This window comes from Paenibacillus pasadenensis (genome assembly GCF_002864175.1).
Taxonomy (GTDB): Bacteria; Bacillota; Bacilli; order Paenibacillales; family Paenibacillaceae; genus Paenibacillus_O; species Paenibacillus_O pasadenensis.
Genome location: NZ_NFEZ01000001.1, coordinates 540,335 through 562,883 on the forward strand (window position 1 = coordinate 540,335; position 22,549 = coordinate 562,883).

The 22,549-nt window shown below is 65.7% G+C and carries 16 protein-coding genes and 2 pseudogenes; 14 read left to right on the top strand and 4 right to left on the bottom strand.

Going from position 1 to position 22,549, the window contains the following annotated elements; genetic code table 11:
• Positions 1 to 8: 8 nt before the first annotated feature.
• Positions 9 to 1,454: a hypothetical protein gene (locus B8V81_RS02370; RefSeq protein ID WP_146000446.1), complete on the bottom strand. Its 1,446-nt coding sequence runs from the start codon at positions 1,452 to 1,454 to the stop codon at positions 9 to 11.
• A 358-nt stretch (positions 1,455 to 1,812) separates the two neighbouring features.
• On the bottom strand, positions 1,813 to 2,676 hold the full coding sequence (locus B8V81_RS02375) for a helix-turn-helix domain-containing protein (protein WP_052333241.1): 864 nt from the start codon (positions 2,674 to 2,676) through the stop codon (positions 1,813 to 1,815).
• A 396-nt stretch (positions 2,677 to 3,072) separates the two neighbouring features.
• On the opposite strand from B8V81_RS02375, the gene B8V81_RS02380 reads away from it, so the two are divergent.
• The 6 genes from B8V81_RS02380 to B8V81_RS02405 all read left to right on the top strand — a co-directional run bounded on the left by B8V81_RS02380 (position 3,073) and on the right by B8V81_RS02405 (position 10,257).
• Complete coding sequence (locus tag B8V81_RS02380) at positions 3,073 to 4,452, top strand: glycoside hydrolase family 30 protein (RefSeq protein WP_052333242.1); 1,380 nt, start codon at positions 3,073 to 3,075, stop codon at positions 4,450 to 4,452.
• Between the two features lie 71 nt (positions 4,453 to 4,523).
• Complete coding sequence (locus B8V81_RS02385) at positions 4,524 to 5,870, top strand: GH1 family beta-glucosidase (RefSeq protein ID WP_028598928.1); 1,347 nt, start codon at positions 4,524 to 4,526, stop codon at positions 5,868 to 5,870.
• Positions 5,871 to 6,938: a glycosyltransferase family 2 protein gene (locus tag B8V81_RS02390; protein ID WP_101807606.1), complete on the top strand. Its 1,068-nt coding sequence runs from the start codon at positions 5,871 to 5,873 to the stop codon at positions 6,936 to 6,938.
• 119 nt (positions 6,939 to 7,057) lie between these two features.
• Positions 7,058 to 8,485, top strand: a complete 1,428-nt coding sequence (locus tag B8V81_RS02395) for an undecaprenyl-phosphate glucose phosphotransferase (RefSeq protein WP_028598930.1) — start codon at positions 7,058 to 7,060, stop codon at positions 8,483 to 8,485.
• The gene (locus tag B8V81_RS02400) at positions 8,475 to 9,470 is read left to right on the top strand and encodes a glycosyltransferase family 2 protein (protein ID WP_101807607.1); all 996 of its coding nucleotides are present in this window, start codon (positions 8,475 to 8,477) and stop codon (positions 9,468 to 9,470) included. Before B8V81_RS02395 ends, B8V81_RS02400 begins: the two co-directional genes overlap by 11 nt.
• Before the next feature lie 55 nt (positions 9,471 to 9,525).
• Positions 9,526 to 10,257, top strand: coding sequence for a serine/threonine protein kinase (locus B8V81_RS02405; protein ID WP_228551739.1), 732 nt, complete (start codon positions 9,526 to 9,528; stop codon positions 10,255 to 10,257).
• A 61-nt stretch (positions 10,258 to 10,318) separates the two neighbouring features.
• Here the strand turns inward: B8V81_RS02405 and B8V81_RS02410 are convergent, their stop codons facing one another.
• Positions 10,319 to 10,960: a DsbA family oxidoreductase gene (locus tag B8V81_RS02410; RefSeq protein ID WP_180968359.1), complete on the bottom strand. Its 642-nt coding sequence runs from the start codon at positions 10,958 to 10,960 to the stop codon at positions 10,319 to 10,321.
• Between the two features lie 361 nt (positions 10,961 to 11,321).
• Positions 11,322 to 11,588 (bottom strand): hypothetical protein, encoded by a 267-nt coding sequence (locus B8V81_RS02420; protein WP_028598934.1) that lies wholly within the window; start codon positions 11,586 to 11,588, stop codon positions 11,322 to 11,324.
• A gap of 114 nt (positions 11,589 to 11,702) precedes the next feature.
• Here B8V81_RS02420 and B8V81_RS02425 point away from each other — a divergent pair, with 114 nt between their 5' ends.
• The 8 genes and pseudogenes from B8V81_RS02425 to B8V81_RS02465 all read left to right on the top strand — a co-directional run.
• Positions 11,703 to 12,575, top strand: a complete 873-nt coding sequence (locus B8V81_RS02425) for a DUF72 domain-containing protein (RefSeq protein WP_028598935.1) — start codon at positions 11,703 to 11,705, stop codon at positions 12,573 to 12,575.
• Between the two features lie 356 nt (positions 12,576 to 12,931).
• Positions 12,932 to 14,263, top strand: a complete 1,332-nt coding sequence (locus tag B8V81_RS02435; protein WP_244912697.1) for a LacI family DNA-binding transcriptional regulator — start codon at positions 12,932 to 12,934, stop codon at positions 14,261 to 14,263.
• Positions 14,256 to 16,160 (top strand): cache domain-containing sensor histidine kinase, encoded by a 1,905-nt coding sequence (locus B8V81_RS02440; RefSeq protein WP_052333243.1) that lies wholly within the window; start codon positions 14,256 to 14,258, stop codon positions 16,158 to 16,160. Before B8V81_RS02435 ends, B8V81_RS02440 begins: the two co-directional genes overlap by 8 nt.
• A complete protein-coding gene (locus tag B8V81_RS02445; RefSeq protein ID WP_101807610.1) occupies positions 16,153 to 17,664 on the top strand; it encodes a response regulator in 1,512 nt (503 codons plus the stop codon). The genes B8V81_RS02440 and B8V81_RS02445 overlap by 8 nt, the downstream gene beginning before the upstream one ends.
• A gap of 881 nt (positions 17,665 to 18,545) precedes the next feature.
• Positions 18,546 to 19,424: a carbohydrate ABC transporter permease gene (locus B8V81_RS02450; RefSeq protein WP_028598938.1), complete on the top strand. Its 879-nt coding sequence runs from the start codon at positions 18,546 to 18,548 to the stop codon at positions 19,422 to 19,424.
• Between the two features lie 3 nt (positions 19,425 to 19,427).
• Positions 19,428 to 20,264, top strand: coding sequence for a carbohydrate ABC transporter permease (locus B8V81_RS02455; RefSeq protein ID WP_101807611.1), 837 nt, complete (start codon positions 19,428 to 19,430; stop codon positions 20,262 to 20,264).
• Between the two features lie 40 nt (positions 20,265 to 20,304).
• A pseudogene (locus tag B8V81_RS02460) lies at positions 20,305 to 21,273 on the top strand (glycoside hydrolase family 113); the annotation flags it as partial.
• Between the two features lie 123 nt (positions 21,274 to 21,396).
• A pseudogene (locus B8V81_RS02465) lies at positions 21,397 to 22,503 on the top strand (AGE family epimerase/isomerase); the annotation flags it as partial.
• Between the last annotated feature and the right edge of the window lie 46 nt (positions 22,504 to 22,549).

A 22,549-nucleotide genomic window follows, 5' to 3' on the forward strand; every position in this document is an offset into this window, starting at 1 on the left:
CTCCGGGACTACGTCCTGGGCCTCTCTTTTTGCTTGAATTGCAGGAGCATCAAAGCTGCGAGTCCGAGCAGCAGCGCCAGGTTTGCCGCGCTGAGAGCAACCGCGAGCGCATGCTCCCAGCCGACAAGCGAGCCACTGCCGAAGCCCCCGCTAAAGGCGCTGCCAGGAGAATCGTCTCGCCAACCGCCTGCCGAGGCATCTCGCCAAGGCTGGCCGCTCTCGGCAGCTGCACGCCCACGGCCGTCGAAGCCGCCATTGCCGAAGCCCTCGCTCCCATCAAAGCCGCTGCGACCGAGGCCGCCGCTGCCGTCAGAGCCGCCATGGCTTCTTTCGGCAAAGCCACGGCTCGTCGCGCTGCGGCCGCCCAGCCATTTCCCGCCCATCCCGCCGTTCAGCACCATCCAGATGTTGAGCGCGGTAGAGAGGGTGAACCAGCCGGCGGCAAAAGACCAAAGGCGGCGCGGCGTCCAGCGACGTAGAGGATGGGGTGAGCCGGTGCCGGCGGCTGGTTCCGGGACAAGGACAATCCTCGGACTGGCCGTTGTGTCGAAAGCGGACGTTGTCTCGCGTCCCATCAAAAATGGAACCAGCACCAGGAACAGCATCGCCGGAACACCGTACCGCTCGTGGATCTCGGTCGGGAGCATGAAGAAGGCCAGGTTGATGAAGGCGGAGGCCATCAGCAGGTGAACGGTGCGAAGCTGCTTCAGCAGCAGGACGTAGGCGGCGACGAAGGCGCAGGCCAGGCCGAGCAGGAGGAAGCCGAACGTCTTGTAGCTCATCCCGGCCGCCAAGGTGGTCGTGTCGTTCAAGGACGGATCTGTAAACAGGTGGTACCACAGGTTGAAGGCGTTCAGCGACAGCTGCGGGTACATGTCGGTCGCGCTCAAGTAGGCGGCCTGGACCATGTCGTCCAGCGTGCCGTTGGCGCTGAAACAGGCGGCTGTCAGCGCAAGCGGAGCCAGAAAGCCTGCCGCAAGCAGCAGCGGATGGGCAAAGTCCCGCCGCAGCATCCGGCGCAGCGCATACGCTCCGATAACAGGCGCGATGACGATCGCCTGGAACTTGCTGAGCAGAGCGATGCCGAGAAGCGCTCCCGCCAGAAACGGCTGGCCGACGAGCGCGAGCACGCCCAGCGCCATGAGCAGGCTATGGAAGACGTCAATTTGACCCCAGATCGCCCCGTCGGCGAGCAGCGCCGGATTCAGCGCCAGCGCTCCAAGCAGGAGCAGCTGCGAGCGCCGGGATAGCCGGCGGCGCAGGACGAGGGGCAGGATCGCCATGGCGAGCAGATCGAACAGGATCGGAAGCGCTTTGGAGGTCAGATGGGCCGTCTTGATCTCCAGCCCAAGGGCATTCAGCACATGGCCATAGCCCTCCAGGATCGCGATGAAAACGGGAGGGTAATTCTGCATGTCTGCATGTACGTAGGAAAGGCGGACGCCATGCTCCATCGCGCCTTGCATCCAGCGGATGAAGTACATTTGGTCGCCGACATAGCCGTTTGTATAGAGGCCGAGGAGCAAGCGAGCGGCAAGTCCGGCCAGGAACAGCCCGGCGGCCCATAGGCCGAAGGTCCGTGCGGACATCGGCTCGGCTAGAGAAGCGGCAGAGGAGGAAGAGGACAAGGGCGGGGGCCCTCCTTTCGGCAGGAAGTGGAGATGTCCAAGAATCCGGCTTATATGTCGGCATCCGGAATTCGGCATCCGGCATCCGGCATGTGGAAGCCGGCATCAGGTACCCGGCATCAGGTACCCGGCATCCGGATGCCGGGTACCTGATGATGTCGGAGAAAAAACGCGCGATGAATCCCTACTCCCGCCTCCGGTAAGCCCCGGGCGGCACGCCGTACTTTTCCCGGAACACCCGGTGGAAGTAGGTGTAGCTGCCGAAGCCCGCCTCGTCGGCGATCTGCTCGAGCGTGAGCTGGCTGCCGGCCATGAGCCGCAGCGCCAGCGCGAGCCGGACCTGCTGCGCGTACTGCATGATCGAGCCGCCGGTCTCCTGCTTGAACAGATGCACGGCGCGCGTCTTGCTGATGCCGACATGGGCCGCCGCCTCGTCGAGCGTGAACGCCCGCGTCGCGTGGGCTTCGACGAAGTGCTTGAGCTTCATCGCGAGCAGCGCGCCCGGACCGCCTTTGGCCGGCGCTTCGCGGATCGCGCGCTCCAGCAGCAGGCACAGCGCCTGCAGCAGCGCCGACAGGATCTCGGGGCTGCCCCCGTCGAGGCGCCGGCTCTCCAGCGCGAGCTGATGCCAGATGCCCTGGATCTTGCCGTCGTCGGCGATCCGGGCGCGGCGCGGGCGTGCTTCCTGCTGCCACCAGCGGTCGAGCCACGACCCGGTCGCCATGAAATAATAATCCGCGCTCGCTCCGTGGCCGGGCTCATCCCCACCAGGGACGATGTCGATCTCATACGCCTCGCCCGGCGGAAAAAGCAGCAGCTCCCCCGGCAGCACGGTCTCCATCCGGCCGCCCAGCAGGACGGACGCCTGGCCTTCGATCTGCAGACGGAACAGATAGCACTCGAGCCCGCCGCGCATCGACTGCTGGAACGGCTGCTCATGCCGCGAATAGTCGCACAGGACGATAGACACCGCGGGCGCATCCGCAGGCGCCAGCGGCTTGACCGCAGGCGCGCCGGGAGCCGGGAGCGGTCCGTTGTACCAGGACATGGCGGGCAGCCACCTTTCTCAGGTAGGATTGGAGCGCCGAGCCGCGAGCGGCTTCAGGCTGGGGAATGCGGCGGCAGGCAAGGGCGTGGACGCGGAATCATCCGGTCGACCCTCTCTGGAATCGGTGGACGCCGTCGGACGAGAGGCCGTCGAAAGGATCCGTCCGGCCTGGGTCATAGCCGCATCTGCGCGAGCTCTCCTTCCAGACGGCGCAAGCCGGGAATTTGTTTTGGACAAGGCTTATTCAGTATAGCCGATCCAGATGAATCCCAGATGAACGGCGGCGAGATTCTTCGAGATGACCAGATCGTTGAGGTTCCTAGCCAGATTGTTTCTACAAAGGATAAGGGCTCTCCTTTTATAATAAGGGCATAGGTTGAGGAAAGGATGAGCCCGATGAACGAGCAGGCTGCAAGCGCATTCTTAACGACGGAGGCCGGAACGATCCGTCTCGTGCAGACCGCGAAAGACACCGGCGAACGGCTCGCCGAGCAGCCACGGCTGAGCTTCCGCGCCGACGAGAACGGCCACGAGAGCCAACTGATCAACATTTACGACGACATCTCCTACCAGACGATCGAAGGCTTCGGCGGAGCGCTGACAGAGGCGTCTGCCGTGACGATCGCCAAGATGAGCCCGGCCCGCCAGCAGGAGATCATCGACGCGTACTTCGATCCGGAAAAGGGCATCGGATACACGCTCTGCCGCTCGCATATCCAGAGCTGCGACTTCTCCCTCGGCAACTATGCCTATGTGGAGGACGGCGACGACGAGCTCGCCACGTTCACGGTCGAGCATGACCGCGAGCAGATCCTGCCGCTCATCCGCCGCGCGGCTCAGAAGGCCGGCCGCGAGTTCAAGCTGTTCTCCTCGCCGTGGAGCCCGCCTCCGTTCATGAAGACGAACGGCCAGATGAACCAGGGCGGCCAGCTGAAGCCGGAGTACCGCCAGGCGTGGGCCGACATGTTCGTGAAGTATGTGCAGGCGTACGAGGCGGAGGGCGTCAAGATCTGGGCGCTCAGCGTGCAGAACGAGGCGAAGGCGGTTCAGACCTGGGATTCCTGCGTGTACACGGCCGAGGAGGAAAAGGACTTCGTGCGCGACCACCTCGGTCCCGCGCTGCAGCAGGCCGGCTACGGCCACATCAAGGTGATGATCTGGGACCACAACAAGGAGCGCGTCTATGAGCGCGCGGTCGCCGCTTTCACCGACCCGGAAGCGTCGAAGCAGATCTGGGGCATCTGCTTCCACTGGTACTCCGGCGACCACTTCGAGGCGCTCTCGGCGGTGCATGACCGCTTCCCGGACAAGGCGCTGTTCTTCAGCGAGGGCTGCCAGGAGGGCGGCGTCCAGCTCGGCTCCTGGGCGACCGGCGAGCGCTACGGCCATGACATCCTCGGCAACCTGAACCACTGGACGACGGGCTGGACCGACTGGAACATCGTGCTCGACGAGCGCGGCGGTCCGAACCATGTCGGCAATTTCTGCGACGCGCCGATCATCGCCGACACGACGACCGACGAAATCACTTATGAAAGCTCGTTCTACTACATCGCGCATTTCAGCCGCTACATCCGTCCCGGCGCGGTTCGCATCGGCAGCTCCCGCTACACCGACAAGCTGGAGCAGACGGCGTTCCGCAATCCGGACGGCACGATCGCGCTCGTCGTGCTGAACCGCACCGACGCCGAGCTGCCGTACGTCGTGCGCCATCGCGGCCAGCTGGCCGACAGCTCGATTCCGGCGCACGCGATCCAGACGCTGCTGTTCCGCTAGCCCGTTCGGACTTCGTCCGCAGAAGAAGCCCGGCACTGCGGCATCAACCTACTTGATCAGGAGGAATTCCTATGGCACGCATTTCTTTCCCGAAAGACTTCGTCTGGGGCACGGCGACCGCCTCGTACCAGATCGAGGGCGCTTATGACGAGGACGGCCGCGGCCTGTCCATCTGGGACACGTTCGCCCGCACGCCCGGCAAGGTCGTGAACGGGGACACCGGCGACGTCGCCTGCGACAGCTACCATCGCTACGAGGAGGACATCGCGCTGCTCAAGCAGCTCGGCGTGAAGTCCTACCGCTTTTCCATCGCCTGGCCGCGCATCTTCCCGCAGGGCACGGGCGAGGTCAACGAGAAGGGTCTGGACTACTACCGCCGCGTCATCGACGGCCTGATCGCCGCCGGCATCGAGCCGGCCGTGACGCTCTACCACTGGGACCTGCCGCAGGCGCTGCAGGACAAGGGCGGCTGGGACAACCGCGAGACGATCGATGCGTTCCTGGCGTATGCGGAGATCGTGTTCAAGGCATTCGGCGACAAGGTGAAGTCGTGGATCACGTTCAACGAGACGTGGTGCGTCTCGTTCCTCTCGAACTTCATCGGCGTGCACGCTCCGGGCCACACCGACCTGCAGCTGGCGACGAACGTCGCGCATCATTGCCTTGTGGCGCACGGCCGCGCCGTGCAGCTGTACCGCAGCCTGAACCTGCCGGGCCAGATCGGCACGACGCACAACCTGAGCTGGTCCGAGCCGTATACGACGCGGCCGGAGGACGTGGAGGCGGCGCGCCGCTCGCGCGCCTGGGGCAACGAGTGGTTCCTCGAGCCGACGCTGAAGGGCTCCTACCCGCAGTTCATGGTCGAGTGGTTCCGCGGCAAGGGCATCGAGGTGCCGATCCTCGAAGGCGACATGGAGACGATCGGACAGCCGATCGACTTCATCGGCGTGAACTTCTACACCGGCGGCTACACGCGCTACAAGAAGGACAGCGGGCTGTTCGACAGCGAGGACGTGCAGGTCGGCTTCGACCAGACGTTCATCGGCTGGAACGTATACCCGGAGGCGCTGTACAAGGTGCTGAGCTGGCTGCATGAGGAGTACGGCGACATCCCGATCTACATCACGGAAAACGGCGCCTGCACCGACGACCATGTGGCCGAGGACGGCGGCGTGCACGACGCCCAGCGCGTCGACTACTACCGCAAGCACTTCATCCAGTGCCAGCGCCTCATCGACTCCGGCGTGCCGCTCAAGGGCTACTACGCCTGGTCGCTTCTCGACAACTTCGAATGGGCCGAAGGCTACGCGAAACGCTTCGGCATCGTCCATACCGATTACGAAACACTGGAACGCACGCCGAAAGACAGTTATTATTTTATACAGAAGGTCATTTCGGAAGGCGGGTTCGACGTTTAAATGAACATCCAGGATTCGGCGGCGCAGGCGTCGCCGTCTCCGGACAAGGGCGGCAGCGGGGCCTCGCAGGGCTCCGCTGCCGCTTCTGTCCGGGCGACAGTGAGCGTGCATATCGTGACATACAACAGCGTGGACGACATCGAGGGCTGCCTCGCCTGCGTACGCGCCCAGAGCTACCCGATCGAAAAGATCGTCGTGCTGGACAACGCGTCCGGCGACGGCACCCCGGAGCTCCTCGGCCGCATCGGCGAGGGGCTAGACGTCGTGCTCAGCCCGGTGAACACCGGGTTCGCCGGAGGGCAGAACCGGGCGCTCGCGCGTTCGGACGCCGACTATGCGCTCGTGCTCAACCCGGACGTGCGGCTGCATCCGGACTATGTGCGGCGGCTCGTCGAGCGTCTGGAGCGCCGCCCGGAGGCGGGCAGCGCGACGGGCATGCTCGTGCGGCAGCCGGCAGAGGGGCTGGCCGGCGGCGGGGAATCGCCGCCGGCGGTCCAAGCCTGGCTGGACCGCCTGCCGGCGGAGGCGCTCATCGACAGCACCGGGCTGGCGATGGACGCGGCGCGCCAAGCCCGCGACCGCGGCGCCGGCGAGCCTGCGTCCGCCTGGCTGGAGGCCGGCGAGACGTTCGGCGTCTCCGGCGCGGCGGCGATGTACCGCCGAAGCATGATCCGGCATGTCTCCCTCGGCGGGGAGTTTTTCGACGAGACGTTTTTTGCCTATAAGGAGGACGTCGACGTCGCCTGGCGCGCCCGCGGGCTCGGATGGGCCGCGCTCTACGCGCCGGATGCCCGCGCGCTGCACGCGCGCGGCTGGAAGGAGGGCGGACGGACGTCGGTGTCGGCCTTCGTCCGCCGGCATTCCTATCAGAACCGCTTCTACACGCTCGTCAAGAACGAGCGCGAGTGGAGGCGGCTGCCGGCGATCGCCGCGATCGAACTCGCCAAATTCGGGTATATCCTGCTCAGGGAGCGCGATCTGCTCCGCTGCTGGCCGGAGATCATGCGGAGGCTGCCGGAGATGCGCGCGAAGCGGCGCGAGCTGCGCAGCCGGCCGGGACGCGGGTGAAATCCATTCTTTTCTAGCAACATTTTGTTGCAACTCTCGTCTAACGAATAGATGGGAGTCTCCTTTTTTGGTACAATGTGAGAGAAAAGAACGACTATATTGCACGAGCGGTGATGCGAATGCTTCGAAGAAACCAGCGTTTTCTTACGCAAATGTACGTGCTGTCCGATCTGGCGGTCATGCTCGGCCTGTTCCTGGGCGCCTACTGGATCAAATTCCATAGCGGGCTGCTCGTCTACTACAATACCGTGCCTCTCAAAACTTATCTGGTATGGAGCACCGTCTACGCGTTCGCGGCCGTGCTGATCGGCTTCTATACGAGCTTCTACACGCCCAAGCGGCGCAAGAAGTTCTCCCATGACCTGCTCAAGATCTTCCAGGTGCAGACGCTGAGCCTGCTGCTGCTTCTCAGCCTGCTATTCATCACCAAGGAAGTGCATATCTCCCGCGAGTTCCTGGCGATCTTCTTCGCCTTCAACCTCGTCGGGCTGGGACTCTACCGCTACGCGCTGAAGCGGACGCTGACCGTGCTGCGCCGCCGCGGCCTCAACAAGCGCTACGTGCTCATCCTCGGGGCGGGCAGCGTCGGCCGCAGCTTCCATGACCAGCTGAGCCTGTACCCGGATCTCGGCTACGAGGCGTACGGCTTCCTCGACGACTTCCACGAGGAGCATGACGCGGCCGTGCTGCGCCGATACGCGGGCCGTCCGCTCGCGCCGATCGTCGGCCGGCTGGACGAGCTGGAGCGGCTGCTCGCGGACAATCCGACGATCGACGAGGTCATCCTGGCGCTGCCGCTTGAGGCGCATTCCAAGTACGGCGAGCTCATCCAGACCTGCGAAAAGGCCGGGGTGAAGACGCTGATCATCCCGGACTACTTCGACCTGCTGCCGGCCAAGCCGTTCTTCGACAACTTCGCCGGCATGCCGCTCATCAACATCCGCGACGTGCCGCTCGACGAGATGGGCAACCGGATCGCCAAGCGCACGTTCGACATCGTCTTCTCGCTGACGGCGCTGATCGCGCTCTCGCCGGTCATGCTGCTGATCGCCCTCGGCATCAAGCTGACGTCGCCGGGACCGGTGCTGTTCCGCCAGGAGCGGGTCGGCCTGAACCGCCGCTCGTTCGCGATGCTCAAGTTCCGCTCCATGCGGGTGAGCACGGACGCGGACGCGAGCCGCACCTGGACGGTGGAGAACGATCCGCGCCGCACGCGCTTCGGCACGTTCCTGCGGAGCACGAGCCTCGACGAGCTGCCGCAGTTCCTCAACGTGCTGCGCGGCGAGATGAGCGTCGTCGGCCCGCGGCCGGAGCGCCCGTTCTTCGTCGACCAGTTCCGCGAGGAGATTCCGCGCTACATGGTCAAGCATCACATCCGTCCCGGCATTACGGGCTGGGCGCAGACGAACGGCCTGCGCGGCGACACGTCGATCGACGAGCGCATCCGCCACGATCTGTTCTACATCGAGAACTGGAGCTTCTTCTTCGATATCCGGATTATTTTCAAGACCGTGCTGAAAGGACTCATCCATAAAAATGCATACTGAAATCCAGCAGACTCCGGGCGGCATCCGCTCCCCGGAAGCGCCTGGTTCCGAAGCAGCCGGCCCCGTGCCGGCTGCTTCTGTAGGGGACCGGGTATCCGTCATCATTCCGACGCGCAACGCCGGGCCGGACCTCGAGGAGCTGCTGTCGCGGCTCTCGCGGCAGACGCTGCCGCCGTACGAAATCATCGTCATCGACACGGAGTCGACCGACGGCACGCCCGAGCGGGCGATTCGCGCCGGCGCCCGCCTGCTGTCGATCGCCCGCTCGGAATTCGACCATGGCGGAGCGCGCAACCGGGCGGCCGCCGTGGCAAGCGGCTGCATCCTGCTGTTCATGACGCAGGACGCGATGCCCGCCGACGAGCGGCTCGTCGAGCAGCTCGCCCGCTCCGTCGGAGATCCGGGCGTCGGCTACGCCTACGCCCGCCAGCTGGCCCGGCCGGAGGCCGACCTGCTGGAGCGCATGTCGCGGGAGCATAATTACCCGGCGCAGTCGAGGCTCAAGAGCCGCGAGGACCTGTCCGAGCTCGGGCTCAAGACGTTTTTCTGCTCCAACGTCTGCGCGGCGACGCGCCGCGAGACGTTCCGGACGATGGGGGGATTCGCGGAGCCGGCCTTTTTCAACGAGGATCTGTTCCTGGCCGGGCGCATGGTGCTGAAGGGCTACCGCATCGCCTACAACGCGGAGGCGCAGGTCGTCCACTCCCACGCCTATACGCCGGGGCAGCAGTTCAAGCGATTTTACGACAACGGCACGTCGATGGCCGAGCAGGCGTGGATCCTGCCGTATGCCGGCGTCGGCAAGGAAGGCTCGTCGCTCGTCAAGGCGCAGCTGAAGGCGCTGGCGCAAGAAGGGCAATGGGGAAAAATGCCGCGGCTGGTGGCGGACAACGCCGCCAAGCTGATCGGCTACAAGCTCGGCATCCATCATCGGCGCCTGCCGGAGCGGCTGAGGCGGGCGTTCAGCATGTACCGTCCGGGCTGAGGACGCCCGTGACGCTCGCAAGGGCGCCGGGAGCGGAGAAGAAGGAGCGTTGGCGATGGAAGAAGACATGAGGGAGCGGCATGCGGCGCGCATCCAAGGCGAGCTGCTGCCTGGCTTGGATGTCGTCAGCGTGAAGAGCTGGGAGCCGGTGCAGGTGCGGCGCGCGCCGCAAGGGTGGAAGACGCTCGGCTGCGGCAATTATGCCGCCGTCTTCGCCTATCCGGGCGACAGCCGGCTGGCGGTCAAGGTGTACGCGCCCGGCCGGGACGGCTGGGAGGCGGAGCGGCAGGTGTACCGTCTGCTTGGCGAGCACCCGGCGTACGGCCGCTGCTTCGCCTCCGGCGAGCATGGCGGCAAGCGCTGGCTGCTGCTGAGGCGGCTGCACGGCAAGACGCTGTACGACTGCCTGCTGCAGGGCGTGCCGATTCCGGAGCAGGCGATCCGCGACGTGGACGCCGCGCTCGACTATGCGGTCAGCCGGGGGCTGCGGCCTCACGACGTGCACGGAAAAAACGTCATGGTGCAGGACGGACGGGGCATCGTCATCGACGTCTCGGATTTTCTCAAGCAGGAGAGCTGCGAGATGTGGAGCGACTTGAAGCGGGCCTATCGCTATGCGTACAAGCCGCTGCTCGGGCGCAAGCCGTTCCCGGTGCCCGGCTGGGCGATGGACGGCCTGCGCTCCGCTTATCGTCGAATCCGCCGCCGGAGCAAGGAGCAGCCATGCCGCGACGTCCTGGACGAGACAAAAGCCCCTCCGGACGGAGGGGCTGTGTCGAAGCCATGAGCCGAGGCGGCTGCGCAGGGGGACTGCGTCGCCGCTTTTAGGTGCTGGCGGCAGGAAGCGGCTAGCCGAGCAGCTGGCCGAGCCTCCGCAGCAGAAGCAGCAGTTCGGAGTGGGGATAGGCGCCGGAGAGGGCGTACTGCCCTTCGAAAACGAACAGCGGCACGCCGCCCTGGCCGATCCGGCGGCCGAGCTCCAGCATCGCCTCCATCTCCACCCGTCCGTCGCCCTGCTCGAGCCGGTCGGCCAGGCCGTCGGCCTCCCAGCCGGCGGATGCTCCGGCTTGAGCGACGATCTCCAGCTCGCCGATGTTCTCGCCTTCCTCGAAGTAGCGCCGGGACAGCTCGTCCACGAACGCGCCCTGCGCGGCGGCGGGCGTCAGCGCCAGCGCCTGATGGGCGAGGCGCGTCGAGGGCAGCGTGGCGATGCGCTCGAAGCGAAAGTCGAGGCCGACCGCCTGGCCGTCGCGCGCGACATGGCGCAGCGTGCGGGTGAGCGCGGCCTGGCCGCCCCCGAGGCGCTGGGCCATCGCCTCGCGGAAAGGCAATCCTTCCGGCGGCACGGAGGGATGAAGCAGGTACGGACTGAAGCGGACGGATGCCTCTCGGCCTTCCGGAGGCTGCCACTCTCGCAGCGCCAGCTCGAGATGGCGGCGCCCGATGCGGCACCAAGGGCAGAGAAGGTCATGGTAGACTTCGATGAGCAAGGGCGGCCTCCTTTCCCGGGGCCGGCGGCCCGCGATCGTTCCTTCTAGTATGAACCAAGCGGACGGCGGCTTCAATGCTTGGCCGCCCGGAAGGCGCGCGAGCGGCGTCATGCGGGCTCGTCTGGCCTGCTTGTGAGCGCCGGGCCAGCGGGGACGGGAGGGCAGACGCCGTTGACGTCGTTCCTGCCGGGCGAATCGAGAGGCGCAGCGGCAGACAAGCGCAAAAGGACCCCGAAGCCCGCCGCCGTAAAGCGGTGGACGAGGTCCTTTTGCCGCTGGAGCCCGGCTGGGAACCGGGACTCCGCCATCCGATAAGCGATTGCTGCCGGAAGCCGGACTGCGGAAGGAGCGCGGCGCGGACTCAGCCGGTCTCTTCCTCGTACGCCTCCAGCAGCTCCCGGCCTTGCTCCAGCTGCTTGCGCAGGACGAGCAGCCGCAGATGGCCGTCCTCCTCCGCGGTGCGCGTGCGCACGCCGTTGCTCTTCAGATGCGCCTCCAGCCGGTACAGCTTGTCGATCCTCGCCTTGCTCTCGCTGCGCAGCAGCGTCCAGCGCTTGCCGGACGCGATCGCCGCGTACACGACCGCGCCCGCCGCCAGTACGATGATCGCCGCCCATACATACGTCATCCGATGCACCACCTCGATCGATAGGGATCCGTCCTGCACGGTTATTCTATTCCGGTAGAGGGTCCAGACATGACAACGCTCTGCCGCCAGGCGGAATGGAAGGAGGAACGGCCAATGATTACGATCGGACTTGCCGGCTGGGGCGACCACGACTCGCTGTACCGGACGCGGGAGGCGGCCAAGGCCAAGCTCGCCGCATACAGCCGGCTGTTCGGCACCGTCGAGGTGGACAGCAGCTTTTATGCCGTCCAGCCGCAGCGCAACATGGAGAAGTGGACGGCCGAGACGCCGGAGGACTTCCGCTTCGTCGTCAAGGCGTACCAGGGCATGACCGGGCATAGCCGCGGGGCGATTCCCTATCCGGACGAGGAGGCGATGTTCGCCGACTTCAAGCTGGCGCTGACGCCGATGCGGGAGAGCGGCAAGCTGAGCTGCGTGCTGTTCCAGTATCCGCCGTGGTTCGCCTGCACGCGCGAGAGCGTCGAGACGCTGCGCAAGGCGAAGCGGCTCATGGAGGACATTCCGTGCGCGCTGGAGTTCCGCCATCAAAGCTGGTTCGTGCCGCAGATGCGGGAGCGCACGCTCGGCTTCATGCGCGAGGAAGGCTGGCGCCACAGCGTCTGCGACGAGCCGCAGGCGGGCGAGGGCTCGATCCCGATTGTCGAGGCCGCCACGGACGAGAGCCATACGCTCGTCCGCATGCACGGCCGCCACGCGGAGGGCTGGCATTCCTCCGGACAGCCGAACTGGCGCGAGGTGCGGTATCTGTACCGCTACAGCCGCCAGGAGCTGGAGGAATGGGCGGAGCGGCTGCGCCGGCTGGAGGCGCAGAGCCGGACGGTGGAGGTCATTTTCAACAACAACTCCGGGGGAGACGCCGCGGACAACGCCCGCGAGCTGATGGCGCTGCTCGGCCAGACGCCGCCGCCGATTCCCGAGGAGCCGCCGGAGCGCGATCCCGGGGTGGAGCAGCTGGAGCTGTTTTGAGGCGGGAGCGGTTTGCTCGGGCATCGGCTTCGCGGACAGGAGGGAGGAAGGCTCTCGGCATGATTTTGCCGAGAGCCTTTTTGCATCCTTGCGGCTGGCGGAGACGCTGCGGCGGAGATGGGGCGCGTATATGGTAAATGTACCACTGGCGGAAGCGCTGCGGCGGACTGGGCGTAGTTTGACGAGGGGGCTGTCCGGGCAAGCTGGAGTCTGTCGCATGAGCTTTCGGCACGGCGGAGCAGGCAGGTCTATACGAAGCTGCTATCCTGTGTTATCCTATGTGCCAGTTGTTAGCGCTTGCAACGCTAACGGGAGCTAACAAACCTAACAAAACGGACGGCTCAGGAGGGATCTACATGGCGGAACGAGTCACGATGCAGGACATCGCCGATTATGTCGGGATGTCCAAATTCGCCGTCTCCAAGGCGCTTTCCGGCAAGGGCGGCGTCAAAGCGGAGACGCGCGAGCGGATCATCAAGGCGGCGATCCAGCTCGGCTACCGCTTTCCGCCCAAGGCGGCGGAAGGAGCGGAAGCAAATGCGAGATGGCCGGGAGCCTCCGGCGCGGGCAAGAGCGATGGCGAGGATCTGGCGGGAAGCTGGCCGTTCGGCCCAGCTGCCGCCATGGGCCATCCAGAGCCGTCCGGCGCCTCCGCTGCCGGCGGCCTGCCGCGCGGAGCCTCCGGCAGCGGCCAAGCATCCGGCGCCGCTGCCATCGGCGGCCAGCCGGGAGTCCCCGGCTTCCCCGCCGGCGAGGCGGGCCGCTTTTCGCCGGCGAGCTCCCGCGCGGCCTCGAACCCGGCCGCGACGCAAGCCGCGTCGGACGGGCTCGGCAGCCAGGTGATCATCCTCGTGCCCAACGTGCGCTTCCAGACGCGGCTGTCGTACTATTGGGGACGCATCATCGAAGGCGTGCAGGAGGAGCTGGAGGAACGCGGCATCGGCTCGATCCTCATCACCGAGCAGGGCACGACGCGCTTCTCCTCCCTCATCAATCCCCGCGGCGTCATGGGGCTCGTCGGCGTCGGGTTCATCTCCTATCCGGTGCTGCTGGAGATCCGCAACCTCGGCATCCCGACGGTGCTCATCGACCACGAGGAGCCGCTCGTGCCGACGGACGTGCTGTCGATGAACAACTTCGAGTGGATGCGCCGCGTAGCCAATTATCTCATCGGACTCGGCCACCGGCGGCTGCAGTTCGTCGGCAACCTGACCTACTCGCGCAGCTTTTACGACCGCTGGTTCGGCTTCCGCGCGATGATGGAGGAGCATGGCCTCAGCACGGACGGGCAGCATGACGGCCTGCTGACCGTGCGCGGGCACAACCGCTCCGAGATGACCGAGGCGCTGGAGCCGATGCTGCAGGAGCTGCGCCGCGAGGGAAGGATGCCGACGGCGTTCGCCTGCGCCAACGACTCGATCGCGATCTGCATCATGACGATCCTCGCGCGCATGGGCGTGTCCGTGCCGGAGGACGTTTCGGTCGCCGGATTCGACGACATCGAGGATGCGGCGCTGTCGAGCCCGACGCTGACGACGGTGCATGTGCACAAGCACGGCATGGGCCGGCGCGCGGTCGAGGCGCTGCTGCGCCGCGTGCAGCAGCCGGCGAGCCCGGTCGAGAAGGTGCTGCTGACGGGCGAGCTCGTCATCCGCGCCTCTACAGGAGCGGCGCGCGCCGATGGCTAGGCTCTGGAGCGCGCTGCGCCAGCAGCTGGAGCCGCTGCTGCATCGGCTGGAGACGAGGCTGCTGCTCGTCTACTTCCTGCTCGTGCTGCTGCCGATCGCCGTCATCACCTACGTGTCGGCTTCGCACAACTTTGCGACGATCGAGCAGAACACGGTCACCTACGCCTCTCAGGTATCGGACCGGATGCTGAACTCGCTCGACGATTACATCCACGACATGAAGCAGATCGCCATCATTCCCGCCTATCTCGACGAGATCCAGAGCGGGCTCGAGCGGTCCAACCAGTTCTACGCCACGCGCGCGAGCGAAGGGGGCGGCGCGGACCCGTGGCTCGAGGCGGGGCTCAAGCTCAGCATCCAGCGCGAGGTGGAGAGCAGCATCTATTTCATGAACAACCTCAAGAAAGGCTCCAGCAACGTCTATCTGTTCGACCGGCAAGGCAATCCTTATACGGCGGTCAAGAGCGGAGGCGTGCGCAGCGACCTGAAGGAGGTGTACGAGCGCTGGCGCCAGCTGGCCGAGCCGAAGAACGGCACGCCGGTGCTCGTCAGCACGCAGGCGGTCACGAGCAGCGCGAACAGCAGCAAGCAGTACGTGTTCACCGTCGTCCGCGACATCATCACGACGTCGTTCCGCTCGGTCGGGCTGATCGCCGTCGACGCCAACATCAGCGTCATCGAGGACATGGTGCGCGACCTGGACGAGGCGACGCGCGGCACGACGATCATCGCCGACGAGGGAGGCACGGTCATCTACGACAGCGAGAAGCGCTACCTGGCGGAAAACCTCGGCTCGGCGCCGCTGCTCGCCGAGGCGCGGGGCAGCGCGGGCAGCTACCGCACCTCGGTCGACGGCGAGGAGCAGCTCGTCATCTACCGGCAGTCGCCGGACACCGGCTGGAAGCTGCTCATCACGATCCCGCAGCGGCATCTGGTCGAGGACGCGGTGCGCAACCGCAACTTCAGCCTGATCGCCGCCGGCGTCGCGATGGCCGCGGCGATGGCGCTGACCGTCGTGCTCATCCTGGCGCTGACCAAGCCGCTGCGCTCGCTCGTCAGCCTCATGAAGCAGGTGCAGGGCGGCAACTTCGAGGTCAGCTTTCCGGTGCGCCGGCGGGACGAGGCGGGCATGGCCGGCCAGGCGTTCAACCGCATGATCGCCCGCACGCGGGAGCTGATCGACAACATCTACCGGATCGAGCAGCGCAAGACCGAGGTGCAGCTGGAGAACCTGCAGCGGCAGATCAACCCGCACTTCATCTACAATACGCTGGAATCGATCCGCATGACGGCCGTGCTGAGCGACGCCGACGAGGTCGGGCGGATGGTGCAGCTGCTCGGCGAGCAGCTGCGCTACAGCCTGCATGCCGGCTCCGCCGCCGTGCCGGCCCAGCGCGAGTGGGAGCATCTGGAGCAGTACGTCGAGCTGATGAACTACCGCTACGGCGGCGAGCGCTTCCGGCTGACGCTGAGCGCCGAGGCGCGAGCGGCGGACGCGAGCGTCATGAAGCTGATTTTCCAGCCGATCGTGGAAAATGCCGTGCTGCACGGCTACGACGACTCGCGCGAGCGGCTGACGATCGAGATCGACAGCTGGATCGAGGGCATGGACCGGGTCGTGCGCATCCGCGACGACGGCCGCGGCATGCAGCCGGAGGTGCTCGCCCGCGTGCGGGCCGAGCTGGCGTCGGCCGCGGCCCCTTTGGACGAGGAGTCCGGCGGCATCGGGCTGCGCAACGTGCAGGAAAGGCTGCAGCTGCGCTACGGCCCGGGCTACGGGCTGCAGCTGGCCAGCGAGCCGGGCGCCGGCACGACCGTCACGATGAGGATTCCCCAGATTCAGGCTATGGACGCTCCGGCAGAAGGAGAGAAGAGAGGAGAGGGAGCCGATGCTTAAGGTCGCCGTCGTGGACGACGAGGAGAAGATCCGCCTCGGCCTGGCGAAAATCATCGAGCGCACCGGCCCGTACGAAGTTGTCGGCGTCTGGGCGAGCGCGCGCGAGGCGCTCAGCAACCTTGACGCCTCCGGGGCGGAGCTGCTCATCACCGACATCCGCATGCCGCAGATGGACGGGCTGCAGCTGATCGACGAGCTGCGGGAGCGCGGCAGCCAGATCGCGGTCGCCGTGCTGAGCGGCTACAACGACTTCGCCTACGCGCGCGAGGCGCTGCGCGGAGGAGTGGAGGACTATCTGCTCAAACCGGTCAACCAGGACGAGCTGGCGCGGCTGCTTGAGCGCATCGCCGAGAAGGTCGGCGTGTCGCGCAGCCGTCAGCCGCTGCATGCGGAAGCGCTCATCGAGCTGCTGCTCGCCGCCGATGCGAAACGCATCCCGGAGCCGGTCATGCAAACGGCCTGCGCCCAGCTCGACGAGCTCGGCTCCATCCGCGGCATGTATGCGTTCGTCGTGCTGCACGCCGCGCCGATGCCGGACGGCGAGCGGATTGCCGAGGCGCTGGCGGCGCTGCGGCGCGAGCATCGCCTGCTGCTGCGCGAGGCCGGCCCGCCGGCCGTGCTGCTCGCGCTCCGGCACGGCGACCACGCCGACACGCCGCGCGAGCTCGCCGTCACGCTGCTCGGCCGGCTGCCGCTATCGGCCGAGCCGCGGGGCGGCATCAGCGGCGTGCACTCCGGCGCCGCCGCGCTCGCGCGCGCCTACGGCGAGGCGGAGGCGGCGCTGCTGCAGGCGTGGTATGCCGGCAGCCCTGCCGGCACGGCCGTATCCGCGGCCGCTTCGACGCCGGGCCGCATGCCGGCGGCCGCGCAGATGCCCGGCGCCGCGCGGCCCGACGAGCAGGAGCTGCGCGCCGTGCTGCAAGCCGCCGATCTGGAACGCGCCGCCGCCATCGCCGAGGAGTGGCTGGGCGCGGCGGAGCAGCGCCGCCTGAGCTGGGCGGAGCTGGATGCCGCCGCCGCCACGCTGCTCGGCGTGCTGGACGACAGCCTCGCGGGCCAGCCTGGTCCGCAGCCGGGCAGTCGGCCGCAGCCGATCCGCAGCCGCAGCTGGGACGCTTATGCGGCCGCGCTGCGCCAGGAGCTGCTGCAGCGGCTGGCGCTGCTCGGCGAGCTGAAGCATCAGAGCCGCGCGGTCGAGGCGGTCAAAGCTTATTTGCAGGAGCATTATGCCGATGAGCTGGACCTGCAGCGGCTGGCCGAGCTCGTCCATCTGACGCCGAGCTATCTGAGCAAGCTGTTCCGCAGCGAGACGGGCGAGACGATTACCGACTATGCGATTTCCGTGCGGATCGAGGTCGCCAAGCGGCTGCTCAAGGACCGCCCCGAGCTGAAGACCTATGAGGTGGGCGAACGGTCCGGCTATGCGGACCCCGCGTATTTCACCAAGGCGTTCAAGCGGGTCACGGGCAAGACGCCGAAGGAGTATCGGGACAGCGCTCGCTAAGCGGCGGTCGCCGCGCAAAAGAAGCTGCGCGGCGAGCGTCCGCAAGCGGCGGTCGCTGCGCAAAAGAAGCTGCGCGGCGAGCGTCCGCAAGCGGCGGTCGCTGCGCAAAAGAAGCTGCGCGGCGAGCGTCCGCAAGCGGCGGTCGCTGCGCAAAAGAAGCTGCGCGGCGAGCGTCCGCAAGCGGCGGTCGCTGCGCAAAAGAAGCTGCGCGGCGAGCGTCCGCAAGCGGCGGTCGCCGCGCAAAAGAAGCTGCGCGGTGAGCGTCCGCAAGCGGCGGTCGCCGCGCAAAAGAAGCTGCGCGGTGAGCGTCCGCAAGCGGCGGTCGCCTCAAGTATGCAAACAGCAGGAGTTAACCTTGCAAAGACCCTGGATGGGACAGGCGAAGCCTCCCTATCCGGGGTCTGTTTACATATACGAAATGCGGCCAGATTCTAACGACTCAGCAGATGCTTAGAAGCTCATTTTTCCTTGTTTTGTCTTGCTAACGACTCCTCATGCGCTTAGACGTCTCGATGAACGTGTTTAACCCCGAATGGCCTCCTTTTTCCACCTCTAAGCGTTTGAGGCGTCGTTAGCTTTTGTGAGCGGCAGCTATAGAGCGCCTAACGAGCTGATTCGTCGTAAGCTTTCGCAGCCGCCGATGCTGCCGCGCTTGCCGCGAAGCTACCCTGCCGAGCCGCCTATTCTGCAGCCGCGACGCCTACGCTCCATCCCGATCTACAGCTAACAAACCACCCCGGTATGCTAACAGCCGCCGCCTGTTAGCACAATACAAGACAAAAAAAGAAACGCCGTCCATTCAGGACCCGCCGAGACGGGGCGTATAATGATAAGCACACTGAAAGCGGTCCCAACACCGGATGGAAAGCGAGGAACAACGGATGAATCAATTAAGCTATAAAGCGCAGCGGCGGCTGATCCTGTTCGGATTCCTGATCGTGCCCGTGGCGCTGTGCCTGACCTTCAGCTATTATCCGGCCGCGTCGCTGATCTACTACAGCTTCACGGACTGGACGGGAACCGGCTGGGACATGAACTGGGTCGGCCTGGACAACTACAAGCAGATCTTCACCGAGCCCGAGGTGTTCCTGGCGCTTAAGAACAACGCCTATTACTTCGTCGGCGGCCTGATCCAGGTGGCGCTGTCGCTCTGGTTCGCCGTCATCCTGACGAGCCGGCTCAAAGGCCGCTACGGCTTCCGCGTCATGCTGTTCCTGCCGTACGTGCTGCACAGCGTCGCGACGGTCATCATGTTCAAGAACGTGTACCACCTCGACTACGGCTCGCTCAACTCCCTGCTGCGGACGATCGGCCTGGAGTCGTGGCAGCAGAGCTGGCTCGGCAACCCGCATCTGGTCAACGTCTCGCTGGCGTTCATCTCGATGTGGAAGTACATGGGCCTGAACATGGTCATCTTCATCGGCGCGCTGCAGTCGATTCCAAGCGACCTGTACGAGGCCGGCTCGATCGACGGCGCCTCCGGCTGGCAGAAGTTCCGCTACATCACCGTGCCGAGCATCAAGAGCGTGCTCTCGCTCATGCTGCTGCTGACGCTGACCGGCGCGCTCGAGGCGTTCGACATCCCGTACATCATGATGCTCGGCGCGAACGGCACCTCGACCTTCGTCGTGCAGACCGTCGACACGGCGTTCAAGTACCAGAGCTTCGGCCTGGCCTCCGCGATGGCCGTCGTGCTGCTGATCATCGTCATTTTCTTCATCATCATCCAGCGCAAAGTGCTGTTCCGGGAGGAGAGGTAATCGATGGATACGACCAAAAGCCCGCCGCTCTTCACGGCGTTCAAGTACTTGACGCTGCTGATCGCGCTGTTCGTCGTCTTCTTCCCGATCTACTCGGTGTTCGTCGGCGCGTTCAAAACCCAGGCGGAATTCTACCAAAGCTCCGCGCTGGCGTTCCCGGCCGATTTCTTCCACTTCGACAACTTCAAGCGCGTCTATGAGGTCGGCGATCTCGGGCTCGGCTTCCGCAACACGCTCGTCATCCTCGTCTGCGCGGTCGCCGGCAACGTCGTGCTCGGCACGATGGTCGCCTATGCGCTTGGCCGCTTCGACTTCAAGCTGAAGACGCCGATCATGGGCATGTACCTCGTCGCCCAGGTCATCCCGATGGTGACGACGCAGGTCGCGACGTTCAGCATCATCCAGAACCTCGGCCTGTACAACACGATGGGCGCGCCGATCCTGCTCTACCTGGGCGCGGACGTGCTGCAGATCGTCATCTACCTGCAGTTCGTCAACAGCATCCCGAAGGATCTCGACGAAAGCGCGATGATCGAGGGGGCGTCGCTGTTCCGCATCTACCGCTCGATCATCTTCCCGCTGCTCGGCCCTGCGACGGCGACGCTCGTCATCCTCAAGACGATCTCGATCTACAACGACTTCTACACGCCGTACCTGTACATGCCGTCGCAGAAGCTCAAGGTCGTCTCGACCGCGATCTATTCGTTCGTCGGACCGAACGCGGCGCAGCTCAACGTCATCTCGGCGGGCATCCTCATCATCTTCATCCCGACCGTCGTGCTGTTCCTGTTCCTGCAAAAATACATCTTCGCCGGCGTCACGAACGGCGCGGTGAAATAAGAAGCGGCTTCTCGGCCGCGCCACAAGGAGGCTTCATCCGATGACGACACAAGCGAAGGCGGCCGGTTCGGCCGCCGCAGCGGCAGAGCTCGGCTACATCGCCGGCATGACCTGGGGCTGGACCGGCGTGCGAGGCACGTGGGAAGGGCCGGAGGCCGACTTTTCCCTGAGCGAGATGGCCAAGCTGAACGTCGGCTGGACCGCCGTCACGCTCGGCGCCCTGCAGGCGACCGCGCAATCGACGGAGATCGAGTATTGGAACGAGCCGACGGTCGCCGACGACGAGGTGCGCAGCGCGATCCGCCGCGCCAAGGCGCTCGGGCAGAAGGTCTGCCTGAAGCCGGTCGTCAACGTCGCCGACGGCACCTGGCGGGCGCACATCAACTTTTTCGACATGGATATCCCCGGCGAGCCGACCTGGGGCCAGTGGTTCGAGTCGTATGCGCGCTTCATCCTCCACTATGCGGACATCGCTCGCGAGGAAGGCTGCGAGATGCTGTGCATCGGCTGCGAGATGGTGCAGGCCGACAAGCGCGAGGCCGAGTGGCGAGCGCTGATCGCCCAGGTGCGCGAAGCCTACTCCGGCCTCGTCACCTACAACTGCGACAAGTACCAGGAAGGCAACGTCAAGTGGTGGGACGCGGTCGACCTCATCTCCTCCAGCGGCTATTATCCGATCGACCAGTGGGAGGAGCAGCTGGACCGTATCGAGGCGGCGGTCGCGCCGTATGGCAAGCCGTTCTTCTTCATGGAGGCGGGCTGCCCGAGCCGCGACACGTCGCCGGCGCGGCCGAACGACTGGTCGCTGGCCGGCCGCCCGGACGGAGAGGCGCAGCGCGCCTACTACGAAGCGATGTTCGGGGCTTGCGGCCGGCGCGAGTGGGTGCGCGGCTTCGTGCTCTGGGACTGGCCGGCGCGGCTGTACGCGGCGCCGGACGCGGCGGCGAACGACGACTACTGCATGTACGGCAAGCCTGCGGCGCAGACGGTGAAGGACTTTTACGGCAGCAGGAGGGAAGGCTTAATGGACAAGCAGGCATGGCTGCATGAGCTGCAGCAGGAGCTGCAGGACAACATCCTCGGCTTCTGGCAAACGCATGCGCTCGACGAGCTTCATGGCGGCTTCATCGGCGAGATGGACAGCTCCGGCAAGGTGAATCCCGAGGCGGACAAGTCGCTCGTGCTGAATGCGCGCATCCTGTGGACGTTCGCGGCGGCGCATCGGCGCACGAAAAATTCGCAGCATCTGGCGCTGGCCGAGCGGGCGCTGGAGCAGCTGCGGACGGTGTTTTACGACGAGCTTCACGGCGGCTTCTACTGGATGGCGACGCCGGACGGACGGCCGAGCGAGGACAAGAAGCAGGTGTACGGCCAGTCGTTCGTGCTGTATGCGCTGGCGGAGTATATGCTGGCGACGGGGAGCACGGCCGAGCTGCCGCTCGCCGAGGAGACGTACCGGCTGCTGGAGCGCTGGGCGCATGACCCGGTCCACCGGGGCTACATCGAGGCGCTCGCGCGCGACTGGAGCGAGACGGACGACCTCAGCCTGAGCGGCAAGGACCTGAACGAGCGCAAGTCGATGAATACGCATCTCCATGTGCTGGAAGGCTATACGAACCTTTATCGCGTCTGGCCCTCGGACGGACTGCGGGATCGGCTGCGCGAGCTGATCGAGCTTCATCTGGAGCGGATCCTCGACGGGGAGACGGGACATTTCAAGCTGTTCTTCGACGACGAGTGGAATTCGGCGACGCGCGACGTCAGCTACGGCCACGACATCGAGGGCAGCTGGCTGCTGTGCGAGGCCGCGGAGGCGCTCGGCGATCCGGAGCTGCTGAAGCAGACGGAGCGGGCGGCGCTGCAGATGGCCGAGGCGACGCTGCTTGAAGGCGTCGACGAGGACGGCGGCGTGTTCAACGAGCTGCATGAGGACGGGCGGCTCGACGACAGCAAGGACTGGTGGCCGCAGGCGGAGGCGATGGTTGGCTTCCTGAACGCCTTCCAGCTGAGCGGCGAGGAGCGTTATGTGCAGGCGGCCGAGCGCAGCTGGAGCTTCATCCGGCAGCATGTGCGGGACGAGGACGGCGGCGAATGGCATTGGCAGGTATCCCGCGACGGCCGGCCGGATCGGACCCAGGTCAAGATCGGCGCCTGGAAATGTCCGTACCATAACGGACGCGCCTGCCTGGAGGCGCTGCATCGTCTGGAATCGCTAACAAAGGAAGATGCGTTAGCATAATCGGAAACAAGAAATGACAATGGAGTTCATTTTTCGGCCTGGAGCC

What these genes read in the sequence shown, in the direction of transcription:
- B8V81_RS02370 (WP_146000446.1), bottom strand. Translation starts at nt 1,454, where the DNA reads ATGGAGCATGGCGTCCGCCTTTCCTACGTACATGCAGACATGCAGAAT.
- B8V81_RS02375 (WP_052333241.1), bottom strand. Translation starts at nt 2,676, where the DNA reads ATGTCCTGGTACAACGGACCGCTCCCGGCTCCCGGCGCGCCTGCGGTC.
- B8V81_RS02380 (WP_052333242.1), top strand. Translation starts at nt 3,073, where the DNA reads ATGAACGAGCAGGCTGCAAGCGCATTCTTAACGACGGAGGCCGGAACG.
- B8V81_RS02385 (WP_028598928.1), top strand. Translation starts at nt 4,524, where the DNA reads ATGGCACGCATTTCTTTCCCGAAAGACTTCGTCTGGGGCACGGCGACC.
- B8V81_RS02390 (WP_101807606.1), top strand. Translation starts at nt 5,871, where the DNA reads ATGAACATCCAGGATTCGGCGGCGCAGGCGTCGCCGTCTCCGGACAAG.
- B8V81_RS02395 (WP_028598930.1), top strand. Translation starts at nt 7,058, where the DNA reads ATGCTTCGAAGAAACCAGCGTTTTCTTACGCAAATGTACGTGCTGTCC.
- B8V81_RS02400 (WP_101807607.1), top strand. Translation starts at nt 8,475, where the DNA reads ATGCATACTGAAATCCAGCAGACTCCGGGCGGCATCCGCTCCCCGGAA.
- B8V81_RS02405 (WP_228551739.1), top strand. Translation starts at nt 9,526, where the DNA reads ATGGAAGAAGACATGAGGGAGCGGCATGCGGCGCGCATCCAAGGCGAG.
- B8V81_RS02420 (WP_028598934.1), bottom strand. Translation starts at nt 11,588, where the DNA reads ATGACGTATGTATGGGCGGCGATCATCGTACTGGCGGCGGGCGCGGTC.
- B8V81_RS02425 (WP_028598935.1), top strand. Translation starts at nt 11,703, where the DNA reads ATGATTACGATCGGACTTGCCGGCTGGGGCGACCACGACTCGCTGTAC.
- B8V81_RS02435 (WP_244912697.1), top strand. Translation starts at nt 12,932, where the DNA reads ATGGCGGAACGAGTCACGATGCAGGACATCGCCGATTATGTCGGGATG.
- B8V81_RS02440 (WP_052333243.1), top strand. Translation starts at nt 14,256, where the DNA reads ATGGCTAGGCTCTGGAGCGCGCTGCGCCAGCAGCTGGAGCCGCTGCTG.
- B8V81_RS02445 (WP_101807610.1), top strand. Translation starts at nt 16,153, where the DNA reads ATGCTTAAGGTCGCCGTCGTGGACGACGAGGAGAAGATCCGCCTCGGC.
- B8V81_RS02450 (WP_028598938.1), top strand. Translation starts at nt 18,546, where the DNA reads ATGAATCAATTAAGCTATAAAGCGCAGCGGCGGCTGATCCTGTTCGGA.
- B8V81_RS02455 (WP_101807611.1), top strand. Translation starts at nt 19,428, where the DNA reads ATGGATACGACCAAAAGCCCGCCGCTCTTCACGGCGTTCAAGTACTTG.